Annotated in this window: 19 protein-coding genes; 9 read left to right on the top strand and 10 right to left on the bottom strand. The window is 69.7% G+C overall.

Features of this window, described 5'->3' with window-relative positions:
* Positions 1-2: 2 nt before the first annotated feature.
* Positions 3-785 (bottom strand): class I SAM-dependent methyltransferase, encoded by a 783-nt coding sequence (locus tag ABTX24_RS25205; protein ID WP_350843490.1) that lies wholly within the window; start codon positions 783-785, stop codon positions 3-5.
* A 272-nt stretch (positions 786-1,057) separates the two neighbouring features.
* Between ABTX24_RS25205 and ABTX24_RS25200 the strand changes: the two genes are divergently transcribed.
* On the top strand, positions 1,058-2,320 hold the full coding sequence (locus ABTX24_RS25200; protein ID WP_350843488.1) for an FAD-binding oxidoreductase: 1,263 nt from the start codon (positions 1,058-1,060) through the stop codon (positions 2,318-2,320).
* Between the two features lie 76 nt (positions 2,321-2,396).
* On the opposite strand, the gene ABTX24_RS25195 is transcribed toward ABTX24_RS25200, so the two are convergent.
* Complete coding sequence (locus ABTX24_RS25195; RefSeq protein WP_350843486.1) at positions 2,397-3,218, bottom strand: alpha/beta fold hydrolase; 822 nt, start codon at positions 3,216-3,218, stop codon at positions 2,397-2,399.
* A gap of 107 nt (positions 3,219-3,325) precedes the next feature.
* Positions 3,326-3,886 (bottom strand): TetR/AcrR family transcriptional regulator, encoded by a 561-nt coding sequence (locus ABTX24_RS25190; RefSeq protein ID WP_350843484.1) that lies wholly within the window; start codon positions 3,884-3,886, stop codon positions 3,326-3,328.
* Positions 3,887-3,955: 69 nt separating this feature from the next.
* On the opposite strand from ABTX24_RS25190, the gene ABTX24_RS25185 reads away from it, so the two are divergent.
* Complete coding sequence (locus tag ABTX24_RS25185; RefSeq protein WP_350843483.1) at positions 3,956-5,002, top strand: GlxA family transcriptional regulator; 1,047 nt, start codon at positions 3,956-3,958, stop codon at positions 5,000-5,002.
* Here ABTX24_RS25185 and ABTX24_RS25180 read toward each other — a convergent pair.
* The gene (locus ABTX24_RS25180; RefSeq protein ID WP_350714000.1) at positions 4,925-5,296 is read right to left on the bottom strand and encodes a hypothetical protein; all 372 of its coding nucleotides are present in this window, start codon (positions 5,294-5,296) and stop codon (positions 4,925-4,927) included. The genes ABTX24_RS25185 and ABTX24_RS25180 overlap by 78 nt on opposite strands.
* Before the next feature lie 118 nt (positions 5,297-5,414).
* On the opposite strand from ABTX24_RS25180, the gene ABTX24_RS25175 reads away from it, so the two are divergent.
* The 3 genes from ABTX24_RS25175 to ABTX24_RS25165 all read left to right on the top strand — a co-directional run bounded on the left by ABTX24_RS25175 (position 5,415) and on the right by ABTX24_RS25165 (position 7,838).
* Positions 5,415-5,936, top strand: coding sequence for a pyridoxamine 5'-phosphate oxidase family protein (locus ABTX24_RS25175; RefSeq protein WP_350843481.1), 522 nt, complete (start codon positions 5,415-5,417; stop codon positions 5,934-5,936).
* Positions 5,937-5,972: 36 nt separating this feature from the next.
* On the top strand, positions 5,973-7,154 hold the full coding sequence (locus tag ABTX24_RS25170; RefSeq protein WP_350843479.1) for a M20 metallopeptidase family protein: 1,182 nt from the start codon (positions 5,973-5,975) through the stop codon (positions 7,152-7,154).
* Positions 7,155-7,334: 180 nt separating this feature from the next.
* Complete coding sequence (locus ABTX24_RS25165; protein ID WP_350843478.1) at positions 7,335-7,838, top strand: hypothetical protein; 504 nt, start codon at positions 7,335-7,337, stop codon at positions 7,836-7,838.
* A 21-nt stretch (positions 7,839-7,859) separates the two neighbouring features.
* Here ABTX24_RS25165 and abmR read toward each other — a convergent pair whose 3' ends face one another.
* The 5 genes from abmR to ABTX24_RS25140 all read right to left on the bottom strand — a co-directional run bounded on the left by abmR (position 7,860) and on the right by ABTX24_RS25140 (position 11,152).
* Positions 7,860-8,372 carry an ATP-binding transcription factor AbmR gene (gene abmR, locus ABTX24_RS25160; protein WP_160023580.1) on the bottom strand — a complete coding sequence of 171 codons (513 nt, stop codon included), beginning with the start codon at positions 8,370-8,372 and terminating at the stop codon, positions 7,860-7,862.
* A 92-nt stretch (positions 8,373-8,464) separates the two neighbouring features.
* Positions 8,465-8,746: a DUF202 domain-containing protein gene (locus ABTX24_RS25155; protein WP_160023582.1), complete on the bottom strand. Its 282-nt coding sequence runs from the start codon at positions 8,744-8,746 to the stop codon at positions 8,465-8,467.
* A complete protein-coding gene (locus ABTX24_RS25150) occupies positions 8,743-9,111 on the bottom strand; it encodes a YidH family protein (RefSeq protein WP_350843476.1) in 369 nt (122 codons plus the stop codon). The genes ABTX24_RS25155 and ABTX24_RS25150 overlap by 4 nt, the downstream gene beginning before the upstream one ends.
* On the bottom strand, positions 9,108-10,433 hold the full coding sequence (locus tag ABTX24_RS25145; RefSeq protein ID WP_350843474.1) for an MFS transporter: 1,326 nt from the start codon (positions 10,431-10,433) through the stop codon (positions 9,108-9,110). The genes ABTX24_RS25150 and ABTX24_RS25145 overlap by 4 nt, the downstream gene beginning before the upstream one ends.
* Positions 10,434-10,546: 113 nt before the next feature.
* On the bottom strand, positions 10,547-11,152 hold the full coding sequence (locus ABTX24_RS25140) for a TetR/AcrR family transcriptional regulator (RefSeq protein WP_350843472.1): 606 nt from the start codon (positions 11,150-11,152) through the stop codon (positions 10,547-10,549).
* 55 nt (positions 11,153-11,207) lie between these two features.
* On the opposite strand from ABTX24_RS25140, the gene ABTX24_RS25135 reads away from it, so the two are divergent.
* The 4 genes from ABTX24_RS25135 to ABTX24_RS25120 are packed head-to-tail and all read left to right on the top strand — an operon-like array spanning position 11,208 to position 17,332.
* Complete coding sequence (locus tag ABTX24_RS25135) at positions 11,208-12,833, top strand: class I adenylate-forming enzyme family protein (protein WP_350843470.1); 1,626 nt, start codon at positions 11,208-11,210, stop codon at positions 12,831-12,833.
* Position 12,834: 1 nt separating this feature from the next.
* On the top strand, positions 12,835-14,019 hold the full coding sequence (locus ABTX24_RS25130) for an acyl-CoA dehydrogenase family protein (RefSeq protein WP_350843468.1): 1,185 nt from the start codon (positions 12,835-12,837) through the stop codon (positions 14,017-14,019).
* A complete protein-coding gene (locus ABTX24_RS25125) occupies positions 14,019-15,839 on the top strand; it encodes an alkyl/aryl-sulfatase (protein ID WP_350843466.1) in 1,821 nt (606 codons plus the stop codon). Before ABTX24_RS25130 ends, ABTX24_RS25125 begins: the two co-directional genes overlap by 1 nt.
* On the top strand, positions 15,836-17,332 hold the full coding sequence (locus ABTX24_RS25120) for an acyl-CoA carboxylase subunit beta (RefSeq protein WP_350843465.1): 1,497 nt from the start codon (positions 15,836-15,838) through the stop codon (positions 17,330-17,332). The genes ABTX24_RS25125 and ABTX24_RS25120 overlap by 4 nt, the downstream gene beginning before the upstream one ends.
* On the opposite strand, the gene ABTX24_RS25115 is transcribed toward ABTX24_RS25120, so the two are convergent.
* Positions 17,329-17,832 carry a DUF5994 family protein gene (locus ABTX24_RS25115; RefSeq protein ID WP_350843463.1) on the bottom strand — a complete coding sequence of 168 codons (504 nt, stop codon included), beginning with the start codon at positions 17,830-17,832 and terminating at the stop codon, positions 17,329-17,331. The genes ABTX24_RS25120 and ABTX24_RS25115 overlap by 4 nt on opposite strands.
* Positions 17,833-17,857 lie beyond the last annotated feature (25 nt).

Genomic DNA, 17,857 nt, shown 5'->3' with positions numbered 1-17,857 from the left:
AGTCACATAGATGGCTTGACCGCACGGGTCGCGATATAGGCGGGGAAGTGCTGCGCCGTGACGTCTGCGTGGTGCGGCGCTTCGCTGAGATGCGTCAGGATGAACCCGGCCGCCAGCTGCCCGCCGATCTGCTCGGTCAGCGAGTGGCTGTACTCGATCGGGCCGCTTCCGTAGGCGCGCATCCGGTCGTCCGGCGAGAGGTCGAGCGAGCTGAACGGGAGCCGATGACGCACCACGAGCTCCTGTCGGTCGAGCGCCACCTCGTCGAAGATGTAGACGTCCGGGTTCATGAAGCCGACCATGAGCGTCCCGCCGGGACGCAGGACTCGAAACGTTTCCTCCCAGACCGGCGTCAGGTCGGGACAGAACACGTTCGACACCGGGTTGACGATGACGTCGAAGCTGGCGTCGTCGAAGGCGCCGAGGTCGCGCATGTCACCGAGCACGGTACGAAGGCCCAGCCCGTCACGAGCGGCCACCTCATCGTCACGGGCTAGCTGCTTGGGCGAGTTGTCGAAGACGGTCACCGTGGCGCCCGCTGCGGCGAGGACCGGACCCTGCTGGCCACCGCCGGAGGCAAGGCAGAGCACCCGAGCACCGGGCAGCTCGGACGGGAACCAATCACGTGGAATCGGCTCGTGGCCGATCAGAACCACCGACCAGTCGCCTTGACGTGCCTTCGCGATGACCTCGGGACCCACCGGCCGCGACCATTCGTTGTCGTTGTCGACCAGCTCGTCCCACGCGACGCGGTTGTGCGCGGTCGGATCGAAGTCTTCTGTCACAGCAGCGAACCCTAGCCGCTCGGGCCCTGTTTCAACGGTTGGATAATTCGCCGATAATGCACATTATGTCAAGTCACTCATTTCTGAGCCCTCTCCCGCGACCGCCCCCGTGTACCGGAACTCGATGACGTGGCGTCGCCGGACCGGTTGCCGCCATTGCCGCGGATGACGCTGGCGTCATGACATCCATCAACGAACTTCGCAAACAAGTGTCGCGGGTCATCGCGCCCGACGACCCAGACTACGAAACGGCTCGAGCCGTGTGGAACGGAATGATCGACCGTCGTCCGGCCGCTGTCGTGCCGGCCGCGGACGTCAACGACGTCATCGCCGCGGTGAACTTCGCTCGCGACACCGGCCTGCCGCTGGCCGTACGTGGAGGCGGGCACAGCGCACCCGGTTACGGGACCATCGATGACGGCGTGGTGATCGACCTGTCCCCCATGCGTTCCGTCGAGGTCGACGCCCGAACGGCTCGCGTGGGTGGCGGCGCCACCCTGGGCGACCTCAACGAAGCCACCCACGCGCACGGCCTCGCCACGCCGGGCGGGATCGTCTCGACGACCGGCGTCGGCGGCCTCACGCTCGGCGGCGGCATCGGCTACCTCACCCGTGGCTTCGGTCTCTCGATCGACAACCTCCGATCGGCCGACGTCGTCACCGCGGACGGGCAGCTCCGACACGCGAGCGAGTCCGAGAACGCCGACCTGTTCTGGGCGCTGCGCGGAGGCAGCGGCAACTTCGGGGTGGTCACGAGCTTCGAGTTCGACCTGCATCCGGTGGACCAGGTCGTCGTCGGACTCTTCTTCTACGAGCTGGAGCACGCCGGGGACCTGCTGCGGTTCTTCCGCGGCTGGATCACCGACGCCGACGAGCGCTACGGCGCCTTCCCGGCATTCCAGGTGGCTCCTCCCCTGCCGTTCCTTCCGGAGGACCGGCACGGCGACACGTTCTGCGCGGCCGTCGTCCACTGGAGCGGGCCGGTCGAGGAGGGCGAGGCGGCGATGCAGCCGTTCCGCGACCTCGCGCCGCGCGTCGGCGAGATGGTGTCGCCCATGCCGTATCCGTGGCTCAACAGCGCGTTCGACGACCTGTTCCCCCGTGGCGTACGCAGCTACTGGAAGGGCAACTACGTCACCGAGCTGACCGACGAAGCGATCGAGGCGCACCTGGCCCACGGCCCGAAGGCCCCGAACGCGAGCTCGACGATGCACCTGTACCCGATCAACGGCGCCGCCTCACGTGTCGGCGCGACGGACACCGCGTTCTCCTACCGTCACGCGACGTTCTCGACGGTCATCGTCTCCGCCTGGCCGGACGCCTCCGACGACGCCGCCAACATCGCGTGGGTCCGCGACTACGCTGCCGCGCTCACGCCGCACTCCGAGGCGGGCGGGTACGTGAACTTCATGTCCGGCGACGACCAAGGCCGCGTCACCGACACCTACGGCGACAACTACGCGCGACTCAGGAAGGTCAAGCAGGCCTACGACCCGGAGAACCTGTTCAGCCACAACCAGAACATCACGCCCTGACGACGCCGGTTCGCCGGCGCCAGGTCGTGGCGCGGGACCACGCGAGGCGGTACCGCGCCACGGAGTCGCTACGCGCTCACTTCTTGATGAAGTCGAGGATGTCCTGGATCAGCTCCTGCTGGTACGCGCCGAAGATCCCGTGCGGAGCGCCCGGGTAGACCTTGAGCGTGCCGTCCTTGACCAGCTCGATCGACTTCAGCGCCGCGTTGCCGATCGGCACGATCTGGTCGTCGTCGCCGTGCGCGATGAAGATCGGTACATCGAGGGCCTTCAGGTCCTCGGTGAAGTCGGTCGCCGAGAAGGCCGCGACACACTCGTACGCCGCCTGGATCCCGGCGAGCATCCCCTGGCGCCAGAAGTCGTCGATCGCGCCCTGCGACGTCTCGACGCCGTCACGGTTGAAGCCGAAGAACGACGGCGCCAGCTCACGGTAGAAGTTCGAGCGGTCGGCGAGCACGCCGGCCCGGATCCCGTCGAAGACCTCGATCGGAAGCCCGTCGGGGTACGCCTCGGTCTGGAGCATGATCGGCGGGACCGCACCGATCGTGACGACCTTGGCGACGCGTCCGTTCCCGTGCTGAGCCGCGCAGCGGACGACCTCTCCCCCGCCGGTCGAGTGGCCGACGAAGACCGCGTCGCGCAGGTCGAGGTGTTCGACGAGCTCGGCGAGGTCGCGCGCGTAGGTGTCCATGTCGTTGCCCTGCCAGGGCTGGGCGGACTTCCCGTGGCCGCGGCGGTCGTGGGCGATCACCCGGTAGCCGGCGTCGGCGAGCGTCTTGCGCTCGAGCGACCAGGCGTCCGAGCTGAGGGGCCAGCCGTGGCTGAACACGATCGGCTGACCGGTCCCCCAGTCTGAGTAGTGGATGTCGGTGCCGTCGGACGTGGTGAAGAAGGGCATGGTGCTCCTGTTGGATCGGTTCAGCGAGGACTTCACCATCGTCGCCGTCCTCACCGCCCCGGGTCGCCTGCCGGATCGGCCGCGAATCCCTCGGAATCGGACGCGCGTCAGGCCAGGGCGAGCCGGTCGACGTAGGCGTTCGCCGACTCGCGCAGCTCTCGCCGCGGCGTCGCCGTGGCCCCGGCCTGGATCAGCGCCTGCGAGAAGAGCAGGATCTCGTGCGCGATCGTGCCCGCACCGGTGCCGGTCCCGATGCGGGCCGCGATCCGCTCCTCCATCGCGTCGAGGGTCCGCCTGCAGATGCCGACCACCTCGGGATCGCGGTCGGCGAGCTCTGCCAGCGACCGCACCATGAGGCAGCCGAGCCGCCGCGGATCCGCGGTGCAGTCGTCCGCGATGCGCAGCAGGTAGCGGCGTACGGCTTCACGGGCTCCGTCCTCCCCCGCCAGGGCGTCGGTCGTCAGGGTGATCCGGCCGCCGCAATACGCCTCGAGGGCTGCGAGGAAGAGGCCGCGCTTGCTGCCGAACGCCGCGTAGATGCTGCCGTTGCCCGCGCCGGTGTGCTCGGCGAGGTCATGCATGGAGGTTCGCTCGTAGCCATGCTCACGGAACACGTCGAGCGCTGCGTCACGTACCGCCGTGACTGAGATCTCCCGAGGTCTGGCCATCCCCCGAATCTACCGGTCTTCATGACCACAGTTATGGAATACTCAATCCACAACTACGAGAGGATGTCGATGGCTGGTACGAGGCGACGGATCGGTTTCCTCCTGTTCGACGGCGTGAAGGCGCTGGACTATGTCGGTCCCGCCGAGGTTTTCGTGGAGGCCAACCAGGCGACAGAGGCCTACGAGGTCGTCCTGCTCTCGCCTTCGGGCGCCGCGGTGACCTCGTCGATCGGCGGCGGTATCGCCGTGAGTGCTGCCGCAGCCGACGCCCCGCCGCTCGACACGCTCATCGTCCCGGGCAGCGAGCGTGCGCCGTCGGTCTTCGTGACCGACGAGCTGCTCACCGCTGCGCAGACCCTGGCCGTCCGGGCCAGACGAGTCGTGTCGATCTGCAGCGGGGCGTTCGTCCTGGCCGAGCTCGGCCTGCTGGACGGGCGCAGCGCGACCACCCACTGGAAGTTCACCGACGACCTGGCACGCCGGTTCCCCCTCGTCGACGTACAGCCGGACCGCATCTTCGTACGTGACCGCCACGTCGCGACGTCCGCCGGCGTCGCCGCCGGCATCGACCTTGCGCTGGCCCTGGTCGAGGACGACCTCGGCGTGGCAACCGCCCGGCGGGCCGCGCAGGGGCTCCTCGTCTACCTACGGCGCTCGGGCGGACAGGCCCAGTTCTCGGCTCCGCTGCGCGCTGTCGCGGTGCCCGAGAGCCCGGTGCGCGTCATCACCGAGCTCATCGCCCAGGACCCGTCGTACCGGCACAGCGTCATCTCCCTGGCGCGTCACGTCAACATCAGCCCGCGCCACCTCACGCGCCTCTTCCAGGACGAGGTCGGCATGAGCCCTGCCGAGTACGCCGCGAGCGTACGTTTCGATCTGGCGCGGAGCTGGCTGGAGGCCGGCCGCTCGGTGGCGCAGGCGGCGTCCGATGCCGGGTTCTCGAGCGCCGAGGCCCTCCGCCGCACCTTCGTCGCCCGCCTGGGCGTCTCGCCCTCGGCCTACCGCCGCGGCATCCGCACCCAGATCGATGTCGCCACGTCAGGGCCGACGACTCTCACCTTCGCGCAGGGCAAGGATCGTGCGGGCGTCGGCGGCCGTGGCGACCGCCAGGGCTGATGCCGCGATCTTCGGCCCGATGGTGCCCTCGCTGCGGGCGAGGCTCACGCAGTACGCCGCGATCGCCACGTTGAGCCCGGCGCGAGCAGCCATCCACGGCAGTCTGCGGCGACCCGCCAGCAACCCGGGCACGAGCGCCAGGTCCGCGACACCGATCGCTCGCAGCGCCGTGGGGTGGTCGCCGAGCTTCAGCGCCCGGCCCACCCGCTCCGGCGCGAGGAGGATCGCTGCCCCGATCGGCAGCGTGGCGAGTCCTACGAAGGCGGCCGAGCGCCGTGCACTCTCGTGGTCCATGCGAACCATCTTGTCCGACGACTGGTGATCTCCCGCGCAGGATGTAGAGACGACACGAACGTCTCCGTTCATGGAGTGAATGCGACCAGCCGAGGTCGCCACATCCGAGGAGAAGCAGATGTCGAACACCATGCAGCGCAGCGAGATCGACGAGGTCCTCAGCCGTCCGTTGAGCCAGGAGCTCCTGGCGCGTGACCTGACCCGACTGGCGTACGTCGCCAAGGACGGCACCCCGAGGAACGTCCCGATCGGGTTCACCTGGAACGGCTCAGAGGTCGTCATGTGCACCACGCCCAACTCCCCCAAGCTCATCTCGCTGCGCCACAACCCGGTGGTCGCGCTGACCATCGACACCGAGGCGCACCCGCCCAAGATCCTGCTCATCCGTGGCACGGTCGAGCTCGACCTCGTCGACGGAATCCCCTGGGAGTACCTCCAGATGAACGGCTCCTACGAGATGTCGGCCGAGCAGCGGGTCGCCTGGGAGGCCGAGGTCCGCTCGCTGTACGACAGCATGGTCCGGATCGTCGTCACCCCGACCTGGGCGAAGCTGATCGACTTCGAGACCACACTTCCGACCCAGGTCGAGGAGCTTGTCCAGCAGCGCGCTGAGCGGGAGGCCGCCGGGCGCCCGTTCTGATAGTTTCTGGACATGCTGTCCAGTAACCCCCGATTCGTGTCTCGGGTCATCACGTCCGCCGAGGCGCTCGTTCCCGACCTGGTCGAGCTCCGTCGGAGCATCCATGCCCAGCCAGAACTCGGACTCGACCTGCCGGGCACCCAGCGCCGAGTACTCGAGGCGTTGTCCGGTCTGGATCTGGAGATCACCCAGGGACGATCACTTTCGTCCGTCACCGCCGTGTTGCGCGGCGGGCTGCCCGGCCCGACCGTGCTGCTGCGCGCCGACATGGATGCACTGCCGATCACGGAGGCGGTCGAGGTTCCCTACCGATCTACGAACGGCGCGATGCACGCGTGCGGTCACGATCTGCACGTCGCCGGCCTGGTCGGCGCGGCCCGGCTGCTCGCCGAGAACCGCACTGACCTCACCGGAAACGTCATCCTGATGTTCCAGCCGGGCGAAGAGGGGCACGGCGGTGCGAAGCTGATGATCGATGAAGGCGTGCTCGACGCCACCGGCGACCGGCCAGTGGCTGCGTACGCGATCCATGTCGGCAACGCGCCGCGCGGGATCTTCCTCACCCGGCCGGGCACGGTGACGGCGAGCTCGACGCATCTGACGATCGACCTCGTAGGTCGCGGCGGGCACGGGTCGCGCCCCCACGAGGCTCTCGACCCGGTCCCCGTCGCGGCCGAGATCGTGCTGGCCCTACAGACCTACACCGCGCGCCGCTTCGACTCCTTCGACCCGGTCGTCATCTCGGTGACCAACCTGACCGCGGGCTCCGGAGCGGACAACGTGATCCCCGAGTCGGTCCAGCTCACGGGCACCGTACGCACCGTCGACCCGAACACACTGTCCAGGATCGAGCGAGAGCTCCCTCAGCTCATCGAGGGCATCGGGGCCGCGCACGGACTGGAGGCGACGGTCGTGCTCGAAACCGGCTATCCGAGCGTCATCAACGACGAGGCGGTCACCCGACGTGCGATGGAGACGCTGCGTAACGCCTTCGGGCCGCGTGTCGTCGAGGTGCCGCGACCGACGATGGGGGCCGAGGACTTCTCGTTCGTCAGCCAGCGAGTCCCGACCACGATGGTGCTGCTGGGCGCCGCCCCGAGCGCGGATGCGGCCCCGAACCACTCCCCTGACGCCGCCTTCGACGACAGCATCCTCGGCGACCAGGCGGCGGCACTCGCGCTGCTCACGATCGACACTCTGGCCGCCGGACAACCGTGACGATCCTTCCTGCGGCTGGGTCGATGTGATCACGCCCTTTTGGGTCCATTCGCTTGTCTTTGCTGTCGGCTTAGCCATGATGAGTCGATTGGACTATGGATGCATGCCGAATCGACGTGCCACACTCCACATCATCCGGGCGGCTGCGCCCACGACACGTCATCTACGGGGGACATGAGCATGCGCATCCACAGCATCTTCACCGCGATCGCCGCCGCCGCGTCTGCGACGGTCCTGGCCGCCGCACCGGCCCTCGCGGGCGGCAGCCCGCACTTCATCAAGCACCTGACCAAGGTCACCGACGCGGATCTGTCCTCCGTCACCGTCGCCTTCAAGGAGGCCGGCCTCGAGAGCGGTGCAGTCGAGACGATCACCGTCACCGCTCACCTCGACGCGACCTATCAGTGCGTCAACCGAGGTGGCCACAACCCGGACGACCCGAAGAAGACCGCGATCAGCGGTGACTACTCGAAGTCCGGAGAGTTCAAGGCCGCCAGGAACGGCAACGTGACCGGCTCCCTGACGGTGACCGCACCCGCGCCCAGCACCGTTCTCGACTGCCCCAACGGACAGAAGGCAGTGCACACGGTGTCGACGTGGTCGAACATCTCGGTCACCGACGAGGACACCCTGGCGACCATCACCGTCCCGGGCACGTTCTCCTTCGGTCAACCGGTCGACTGACGATCCGGTTAGCGGCTCGCCTCAGCCCTTGTCGGGACCGTTCGCGCGCACCCGCTCGACGTTGACCAGCGACTGCTGGAGCTCCTCGAGCCACTCGCTCGAGTGCTGCTGGACGAGCTTCACGCACCAGCCGAGCGCGTCGCTGCGACTCCGGGCGACGCCGCCGGAGACGAGCAGGTCGAGGACCGCGCGCTCGGGCTGACGCAGCCGGGTCATCACCGGCGCGGAGACGGTGGTGAACATGTGCCGCTCTCCCCCGACCTCCACGCCCCAGGAGACCTTCCGGTCGAATCGCCGCTCGGCCTGCCGCGCGACGGCCATCCGGTCCTCACGGGTGCGCTCGCGGAACTCGCTCGCCCGCCCTTCGTAGGCGGCAGCCTTCTCCTCGTCCGAAGCGCCCTCGGCCGTCTTCGGCTCCTTGATCCTTCCGACGACGGTGATCTCCTCGCGGTCGACCACGACATCGACGATCTCGTCGTACACACCATCGGGCAGTCGTCCGGTGAACCACCCGCGCAACTCAGTTGTAAGCATGTAATCATGCTTACTCGCTTGCGTCGGGAAATCAAGGGACCTTCAGGACGGGGCGACATTCCGGTTCACCCGGGCCGTCGCGAGCCTCGACCTCACCAGACGATCCCGATCGTCTCGATCACGGCGATCGCGCCCGCGACCGCTGCCGTGACCCCGACCCGGCGGCGACCGATGAGCAGGAAGACGGCCAGTGCGGCCACCAGCGCCGCACTCCCGACCCGTAACCACGGGCTGTCGCCGGTCAGCGGATGGCGGACCACCACGAGCGCGGCGACCACCAGAGCCAGATGCGTACGCCGCCAGGCGAGCTCGGTCCGCTCGGGCTGCAGCCCCGGGTCGCCCACGCCGGCCCCGTTGACGTCGGCCCCGCTCACACCAGCAGGGCCATCGAGACGAGCGCGACCGAGCCGAGTACGCCGAAGACCAGCGGAAGCGGTGCTCGGCGGGTCGGCAGGGCATCCCGCCGGCGGATCGCCCGCTCGCTGCGTACCCAGCTCCACCAGGACCACGCCGCGCACGCGGCCGCGAGGATCGCGAGGCTGAGCGGAGCGAGCACGGCCAGGGCCGTGCCGCCGCCCACCTCGAGAGTGTCGACCGCGACCGCGACGGCGAGGAACGCCAGCGAGGTGCGGATCCAGGCCAGGAACGTACGTTCGTTGGCCAGCGTGAACCTGACGTCGGGCTCCTCGGTCGAGCTGTAGAGCCAGCTGTCCAGCCGGCCTCGGCGTTCGCGGGTCACGAGGCAGGCTGCGTGACGGCACCGGCGTCGGCGTCCGCGTCGGTCCGGGAGTGGCGACCGGTCACGCCGGGAACGAGTGCCGCGGTGATGGTGAACAGCGCCGTCGCGACCCAGGCGATCGTCATCCAGCGCTCCCAGCCGCCCGTCGCCTCGACCACGCGCGGTGCGAAGAGGACCGTCGCCAGGATGAAGGTGCGGTTGAGCAGGTGGTTGAGGCCGAAGGCGCGGCCCTGGATGTCGGGGTGGACCTCCTCGACGTGCTCGGAGAAGCTCGCCATCCACGGGCCGAAGATCGCCGCCAGGGCGACGCCGATACCGACGAAGAGGACGATCACCATGCTCGAGGACGCGCCGCTCCCCTGGCCCATGAGCGCCAGGAAGGCGCCCAGGAAGATCGTCGCGGCGACGCCGCCGCCGACCATGAAGGCCTTGCGCCGCTGCGTACGGTCCGAGAAGCGGGCGAAGACCAGGCTCAGCGCGAGGTTGCTGAGCCAGAAGACCATCGTCATCGCCGAGGCGGCACGGACCGAGACGCCGAACTGCTGGACGAGCATCGTCTGGGCGTAGGCGTTCATGGTGGCGAGCAGGACGTAGAGGAAGGACATCGCGAGCACATGCGTCCAGAAGGCCCGGCGGGTGAGGAGGAAGAGCAGACCGGTTCTCCCCGGTGGCACCTCGACGGTGCGGGCCTCGTCCTCGGTGAGGCGTACGGCGCGGCGGACCTCGGGGCTCAGGTCGCGCAGGGTGAGGGCGACCACGATGGCGCCGACGAGGGCGGCGCCGGCCATGATGAACAGCTGCGAGCGCCACTGGTTGCCGAAGACGCCCAGGGTCGCCGAGGCCACGGCCGCGGCGAAGAAGTTGGCGCCGACCGAGCCCCAGCTCCAGAACGCGAACGCCTGGGCGCGGCCCATCCGCGGGGTGAAGTCACGGATCAGCGGCTGCGTCCCGGCGACGGCGACGCCCTCGACGAAGGCGAGCAGGATCCGGGCCAGGGCGAAGTGGCCGACCGAGTCCGCGGTCGCCATGAACAGGCAGGCGGCGGCCGAGAGGAACATGAACGGGACCAGGATCCGCACTCGGCCGACGCGGTCGGCGAGCTCGCCGCCGAGGTAGCCGGCGAGGGCACCGAAGATCAGGGACGCGGCCGTGATGAGGCCGTACGTCTTGAGCGACATCCCGAGGTCGTCGAGCAGCAACGGCAGGACGGGGGCCAGTTGGCCCTCGAACGCCGAGATGAACAGAGCGAGCACGACGACAGCCAGCAGCACGCGGCGGCGTGCTCCGACTGGGTACTCGGTCAGCAGGGTGCGGTAGGACACGGAGATCCGCCCTTCAAGATATTAGACAGAGCGTCTAGTAACGGTCGTCGCGTCCGACTGTAAGGTCAGTGACCCGCGCCACACAAGACGCCCTGTCCATTTCGCCCCGCACGTCAGCGTGCGTCGGGGTCGAATCCCGTCGCCCAGAAGCGGCCGCGGCGCGAGAGCTCGACGAGCGTCTCGACCACCTGGTCCGTGGCCGGCCGCGGCTCCGGAGCGTCCAGCCACCACAGCAGCACCGCCATCTGTTCGCCGACCCATGCCCGTGCCAGCACCTGGAGGTCCACCCGTGGGCGCACGGCATGGGCCTTCACCCGCGCCGTGAAGGTCTCGTGGGCGGTCGCACTCCAGGCGTCCTCGAAGGCTCGCAGGCCACGGCCGTCCCCTTCGCCCCGCAGGATCATGCGGTACGCATCGGGCTGCTCGGTCGCATGCCGGAAGACCTCGGCCACCGGCTCGCCGGTGAATCCGGCGTCCTCCGGGGCCAGGACGGCAGCCAGTCGCCCCTTCAGGTCCAGGAGGACCGAGGAGACCACGTGATCGTAGAGCGCCTCCTTGTCCTTGAAGTGCGTGTAGAACGTCGCCCGGCCCACGTCGGCCGCGGCGACGATGTCCTCCACCGTCACCGCGGCATAGCCACGCTCGAGCACCAGGGAGACGAGCGCGTCACGGAGCGCTCCTCGCGTTCGCCGGCTGCGCCGGTCCTCAACCACCGTCATGCGCACTGTTCTAGCACTTTCCCGAACGGCTGGACCGTTTCTGGACACTCTGTCTATGATCGTGGTGACCGCGCTCACAGCAGCGACCCCGACCACCAGGAGGGCATCCGTGAATCTCGGCAGCTATCTCACCCGCACCGCGACCTTCACTCCCGACGCCACCGCCCTGGTCTCCGGCACCGACCGATGGACCTACCGCCAGCTCGACGACGACACCAACCGGCTCGCCGCCGCCCTCATCGCCCGCGGCTGCCCGCCCGGCACTCCGGTCGCCACCCTCGCCACCAACCGCGGCGAGCTCGTGGTCGCGGAGATGGCGATCTGCAAGGCCGGCGCCCTCCGGGTCCCGATCAGCGCGCGACTCGCCGCGGCCGAGGTCGAGCACGTGCTGCTCGACGCCGAGGTGAAGGTGATCTTCACCGGCGGCGCCCACCTCGACCTGGTCCGCAAGATCGTCGACGCCCAGGGCCTGGACTGCCTGGTCGTCGATCTCGACAACGGCGCGGCCCCGGACACCGGCACCACGGCGTACGACGTCCTGCTTGCCGAGGGCACCACCGACCCCGTCGCGGTCGACGTCGACGTCGACGAGGACGCGCCGGCGGTCCTCAACTTCACCTCCGGCTCCACGGGCACCCTGAAGGCAGCGGTCCAGACCGTCGGCAACCGGCTGGCCAACATGCGCAAGCTCGCGATGAACCCCTACGGCTCGCTCTCCGCCGAGGCGGTCTACCTCGCGCCAGGACCGATCACCCACGCCAGCGGCATGGTGATCCTCGGCTGCTTCTTCCGCGGCGCGGCCGTGGTCGTGCTGCCGGCCTTCGACACGGAGGCCTACCTCGACACCCTCGAGCGCGAGCGGGTGACGCACACCTTCGTCGTCCCGGTCATGCTCAACCTGATCCTCGCCTCGCCCACCCTGGGCGAGCGCGACCTCTCCGCGCTGCAGAGCATCACGGTCGGTGGCGCACCGGTCAGCCCGGCGCGGCTCCGGGAGGCGGTCGAGGCCTTCGGCCCGGTCGTCAACCAGGGCTACGGGCAGGGTGAGACGACGAGCGCGATCACGTTCCTCAGCTCCGAGGACGTCGTACGCGGCATCGAGTCCGACCCGGAGCTGCTGCTCTCCTGCGGCCGCCCGGTCTACGACACCGAGGTGATCGTGGTCGACGAGGACCACAACCCGCTGCCCGCCGGCGAGATCGGCGAGATCGTGGCCCGCGGCCCGGACTGCGTCCAGGAGTACTTCCACGCACCCGAGGCGACCGCCGAGACCTTCCGCGACGGCTGGGTGCACACCGGCGACCTGGGCCGGATCCGCGAGGACGGGTTCGTCTTCATCGTGGACCGGAAGAAGGACATGATCATCTCCGGCGGCTACAACGTCTACTGCTCCGAGGTCGAGGCGGCGCTCTACGAGCACCCGGCCGTCAGCGAGGCCTGTGTCGTCGGCGTACCCAGCGATAAGTGGGGCGAGACGGTGAAGGCGTACGTCTCCCTCGCCGCCGGCGCCGCAGCGACCGAGGAGGAGCTGCGCGACTTCTGCCGCACCCGTCTCTCGGGGGTGAAGGTGCCCCGGATCATCGAGTTCGCCGACGCACTCCCCCTCAACCGCAACGGCAAGGTCGACCGGCGGGTGCTGCGCGAGCGCGACTGGGCCGGCACCGAGCGGAAGGTCGGCTGAGATGACCTTCTCCCTCACTCCGTCCTACCCCGACAACCCGCGACTCGATGAGCTGGTCGCCCGGCTGCGCGACTACCTCGACGGTGAGCTCGCCGACTACGAGCGCGAGCTCGGCCTGGGCCCGGAGACGCCGTTGGACCGCTCGATGCTGGAGCCGGTCTGGCAGCGCAGCCGGGAGCTCGGCTTCTACGGCATCCACCTGCCCACCTCGCTCGGCGGGCAAGGCCTGAGCTTCACCGAGCTCGCCGCGCTCAAGGAGGAGATCGGCGCGTCCGGTAGGCAGCTCGCCACCAGCGTGCTCGGCGACATGGGCGGACCGCTGCGGGTCGGCGCCATCTTCGAGCACGCCACCGAGCACCAGATCGAGAAGTACCTGATGCCGGTCGTCCGCGGCGAGCGCGCCTGCTGCTTCTCGATGACCGAGGACGACGCTGGTTCCGACGTACGCCGGATGCAGACCACGGCCACCCCGACCTCGGGCGGCTTCCGGATCAGCGGGCGCAAGGTGTTCAGCACCGGCGGCACCTTCGCCGACTTCGCGATCCTGGTCGCCCGGATGGCCGGCGAGGAGGAGTCGTACGCAGCCTTCTTCGTCGACCTCGACTCCCCCGGCTGCCGGGTGCTGCCCGGTGACCTGCCGCTGTCGGGGCAGAACATCGAGAGCGACGTGGTGCTCGAGGACTGCTTCGTGCCGCAGGAGAACCTGCTCGGCGAGGTCGGCCAGGGGCTGCGGATCGCGCTCGGCCGGGTCACCGCCAACCGGTTGCTGCACTGCCCGACCGCGCTCGGTGCGGCCCGCCGCGCGCTCGCGCTGGCGCTCGACTTCGCCGCGCACCGCACCGTCTTCGACGGGCTGCTGTTGGAGAAGCAGGCGATCCAGCACCGGCTCGCCGACATGGCCACCGACTACTACGCCGCCCGGTCGATGACCTATGACGCCCTGGCAGACCTGGATGCCGGCAGGCGACCGCGCATCGAGTCGTTCATGTGCAAGCTGTTCGTGGCCGAGCGGTCCTTCGAGATCGCGGACGCGGCGCTGCAGCTGCACGGCAAGGCCGGCATGGTCCGGGGCGCGGAGATCGAGGTGATCTGGCGGCGGCTGCGGATGTTCCGGGTGCTGACCGGCTCCTCTGAGATCCAGCGCAACGGGGTCATCCGCGATCTGGTGACGTCGCTGGGGGCGTGATGACCGACTTCCACCAGGAGGAGGCCGACGCCCGCCGTGGGTTCGTCGCGGCGCTGAAGCCGGGCGTCGTGACCAGGGCCGATGGCACCGTCGCGTTCGACGCGGACGCCACCGCCTTCCTCGACTCCCCCGTGCCGGCCACCGCGCACGCCGGGCTGTGGCAGCACAGCCGGCTCACCTCGCTGCAGGGCCTCTTCGAGGTCACCGACGGCATCTACCAGGTCCGCGGCCTGGACCTCGCCAACCTCACGATCGTCGAGGGCGACCGCGGGATCATCGTCATCGACACCCTCACCACGGCCGAGACCGCGAGCGCCGCGCTGGGGCTCTACCGCGAGCACCGTGGGGACCGGCCGGTGACCGGGGTGGTGCTGACCCATCCCCATGCCGACCACTTCGGCGGCATCGGCGCCGTGCTCGGGGCAGCCGATGGTGACGTACCTGTCCTGGCGCCGGAGGGGTTCCTCGAGCACGCGGTCTCGGAGAACGTCTACGTCGGTCCGGCGATGGGCCGGCGCTCGGGATTCATGTACGGCAGCCTGCTGCCGGCCGCGCCGAACGGACACGTGGGCTGTGGACTCGGCCCACGGCTGGCGTCCGGGACCATCGGGCTGGCCGAGCCGACCGACTCGATCACCCGCACCGGGGAGACGCGCGTCATAGACGGCGTGGAGATGGAGTTCCAGCTCACCCCGGGCAGCGAGGCGCCGGCGGAGATGAACATCCTCCTCCCCGGCCGCAGAGCGCTCTGCCTGGCCGAGAACGCCGTCCACACGCTGCACAACATCGTCACCCTGCGTGGCGCCGAGGTGCGCGACGCCCGCCTATGGGCGCGCTATCTGACCGAGGCGATCGACCTGTTCGCCTCGCGTTCCGAGGTCGCATTCGCAACCCATCACTGGCCGACCTGGGGTGCGGAGCGGATCGAGGCGTTCCTCGCCGGGCAGCGTGACGTCTACGCCTACCTGCACGACCAGACCGTACGCCTCATCAACCGCGGTCTGACGCCGAAGGAGATCGCCGAGGAGCTGGTCCTGCCGCCGGCCCTCGACGCCCAGCCGTCGACGCGCGGCTACTACGGCTCGCTGAGCCACAACGTGAAGGGCATCTACCAGCGCTATCTGGGCTGGTACGACGCCAACCCGGCCCACCTGTGGGAGCTGCCGCCGAAGGCGGAGGGCGAGCGCTGGGTGCGGCTGCTGGGTGGTGCGGCCGCTGCCGTGGACCACGCTGCGGCGCTCGTCGCCGGCGGAGCGACCGACGACCTGCGGTTCGCTGCGACCCTGCTCAACCATGTGGTCTTCGCCGAGCCGTCGGAGCGCGCGGCGCGGGAGCTGCTGGCCGAGGTCTACACCCGGCTCGGGCACGGCGCCGAGAATGCGACCTGGCGCAACGTCTACCTGACCGGCGCCCGCGAGCTCGTCGACGGCCCGAAGGCTCCGCCGCGCGGTGGTGGGCGCGGGCTGCTGGCCGCCCTCACCGTCTCGCAGCTGCTGGACTCCCTGGCGATCCGCGTGGACGGCCCGAGTTCGTGGGACCTCGATCTGCGCATCGACTGGCATCTCACCGACCACGACGGCACGGCCGAGGGTGGCTGGTGGCATGCCCGGCTGCACAACGGTGTGCTCGTGCACCGGCGTGACAGCGCTGCCGACCCGGCGGCCGGCCTCACCCTGACGCTCACCCGTCCCCAGCTGGCGGGTCTGTTGGGCAGGCGGAGTCTCGACGGGATCGAGCACTCCGGTGACCTCGGCGTGCTCCAGCGGCTGCTGGGGGTGCTCGAGGCACCCGATCCGGCATTCCCTATCGTGACCGCGTGACCGACGACACACCCGCCACTGGACTGACCGAGCTCCACGCCCGCCGCTTCCTGACGACGGATGCGGCGCGACCCGACAAGGTCGCCCGGTGGCACGCCAAGGGGCGGCGTACGGCTCGGGAGAACATCGCCGATCTGGTCGATCCGGGCTCGTTCGTCGAGTACGGGAGGTTCATCACCGCGGCCCAGGAACGCCGCCGTGACCTGGCCGAGCTCGTCGTCGAGACGCCCGCCGACGGGATCGTCGGCGGGACCGCGACCGTCGCCGGGAGGCCGTGCGCGGTGCTCTCATACGACTACCTCGTGATGGCCGGCACCCAAGGCATGCGCGGGCATCGCAAGTCCGACCGGCTGATCGAGGTCATCGGGCGGATGCGGCTGCCGGCGGTCTTCTTCACCGAGGGCGGCGGCGGTCGCCCCGGCGACACGGACATCCCGCTGGTCTCCGCGCTCGACGTCGGCTCGTTCGCGCTCTGGGGTGAGCTCGAGGGCGTCGTACCGCGGATCGCCGTCGTCTCCGGACGGTGCTTCGCCGGCAACGCGGTCCTGGCCGGCTGTGCCGACCTCCGCATCGCCACCCCGGACGCCAACCTCGGCATGGCCGGGCCGGCGATGATCGCCGGCGGCGGGCTCGGCAGCTTCGCACCCGAGGAGATCGGACCGGTCGAGGACCAGACCGCCAACGGCGTCATCGATCTGCTCGTCGAGAACGAGGCGGCAGCAGTCGAGGCGGTACGCAGCATCCTCTCCTACCTCGAGCCGGCCGCCGACGGCGGCGAGGCCGGCGACCAGGCCGATCTGCGGACGCTCCTGCCCCACAACGACCGCGAGGCATTCGACGTACGTCCGGTCGTCGAGGCCCTCGCCGACATCGACTCGGTGACCTGGCTCCGCGAGGGATTCGCACCCGAGCTCGTGACCGCGCTGGCGCGGATCGACGGGATCGCGGTCGGCGTGATCGCCAACCAGTCGACCCACCTTGCCGGAGCGCTCACCAGCGAGGCATCGGTCAAGGCCGCAGACTTCCTCGCACTCAGCGAGCGCTGGGGCCTCCCGGTGGTCTCGCTGGTCGACACGCCGGGGTTCATGGTCGGCCCGGAGGCCGAACGCGGCGGCCTGGTCCGGCACGCGTCCCGGATGGTCGTCGCCGGCGCACAGCTGTCGACCCCGCTGGTCGGCGTGATCCTGCGCCGCGGCTACGGGCTCGGCGCGCAGGCGATGCTCGGCGGCAGCACCCACCGCCCGCTGCTCACCATCGCCTGGCCCGACGCCCACCTCGGCCCGATGGGCCTGGAGGGCGCGGTACGCCTCTCCATGGCCGCCGAGCTCGCCGAGCTGCCCGAGACCGAGCGTGAGCAGCGGGTCGCCGCGCTCACCGAGGAGTACCGCAAGCAGGCCAGCGCGCTCAACGCCGCGCGGATGTTCGAGATCGACGACGTCATCGACCCTGCCGAGACCCGCAGCGTCATCGCCGCGACGCTACGCCGGGCCTAGGACGCTCCGCCGTCGTTGTCCCAGATCTGCTGGCCGATCTGGCTCTGGTCGGGACCATCGAGACCCAGCAGCTGCGCCGGGCGGTAGGTGTTCCGGTCGTCGGCCGCCTGAGCCATGATCTTCTCGGCGCGCTCGGGGGCGGTGTCGTGAGGCACCACCAGCAGCCGCAGCCGGTCGCCGGTGGCCATCGACAGCACGATGAGGTGGGTGTCGTCGGAGGGGAACGAGCCGATCTTCACGATCCCGCGGGCGGCACGGATCTTGCGGACGCTCGGTTCTCCCGGGACCGAGTCCCAGTCGGGCCGGGAGAACAGCAGCCGCGAGATCCGGCCGACGCGGTGGGGAAAGTGATCGATGAGATCGGCGGCCTCGACCTGAAGGTCCCGCGACTGCGGCCACCAGGCTCCGTCAAGCGGCCCTGACGAGAAACTGTTGTCCAGGCGGATCCGAAGATCGACGCGAACCGCGGTGATGAGTTCTACTGTCGGTGACGTCGTCATGACGCCCACCCTTCGTGCAGCCCTG

Source organism: Nocardioides sp. NPDC127514, from assembly GCF_040302125.1.
Taxonomy (GTDB): domain Bacteria; phylum Actinomycetota; class Actinomycetes; order Propionibacteriales; family Nocardioidaceae; genus Nocardioides.
Note: the sequence above shows the minus strand (reverse complement) of the source record. Positions and strands in the feature narration are given on the sequence as shown.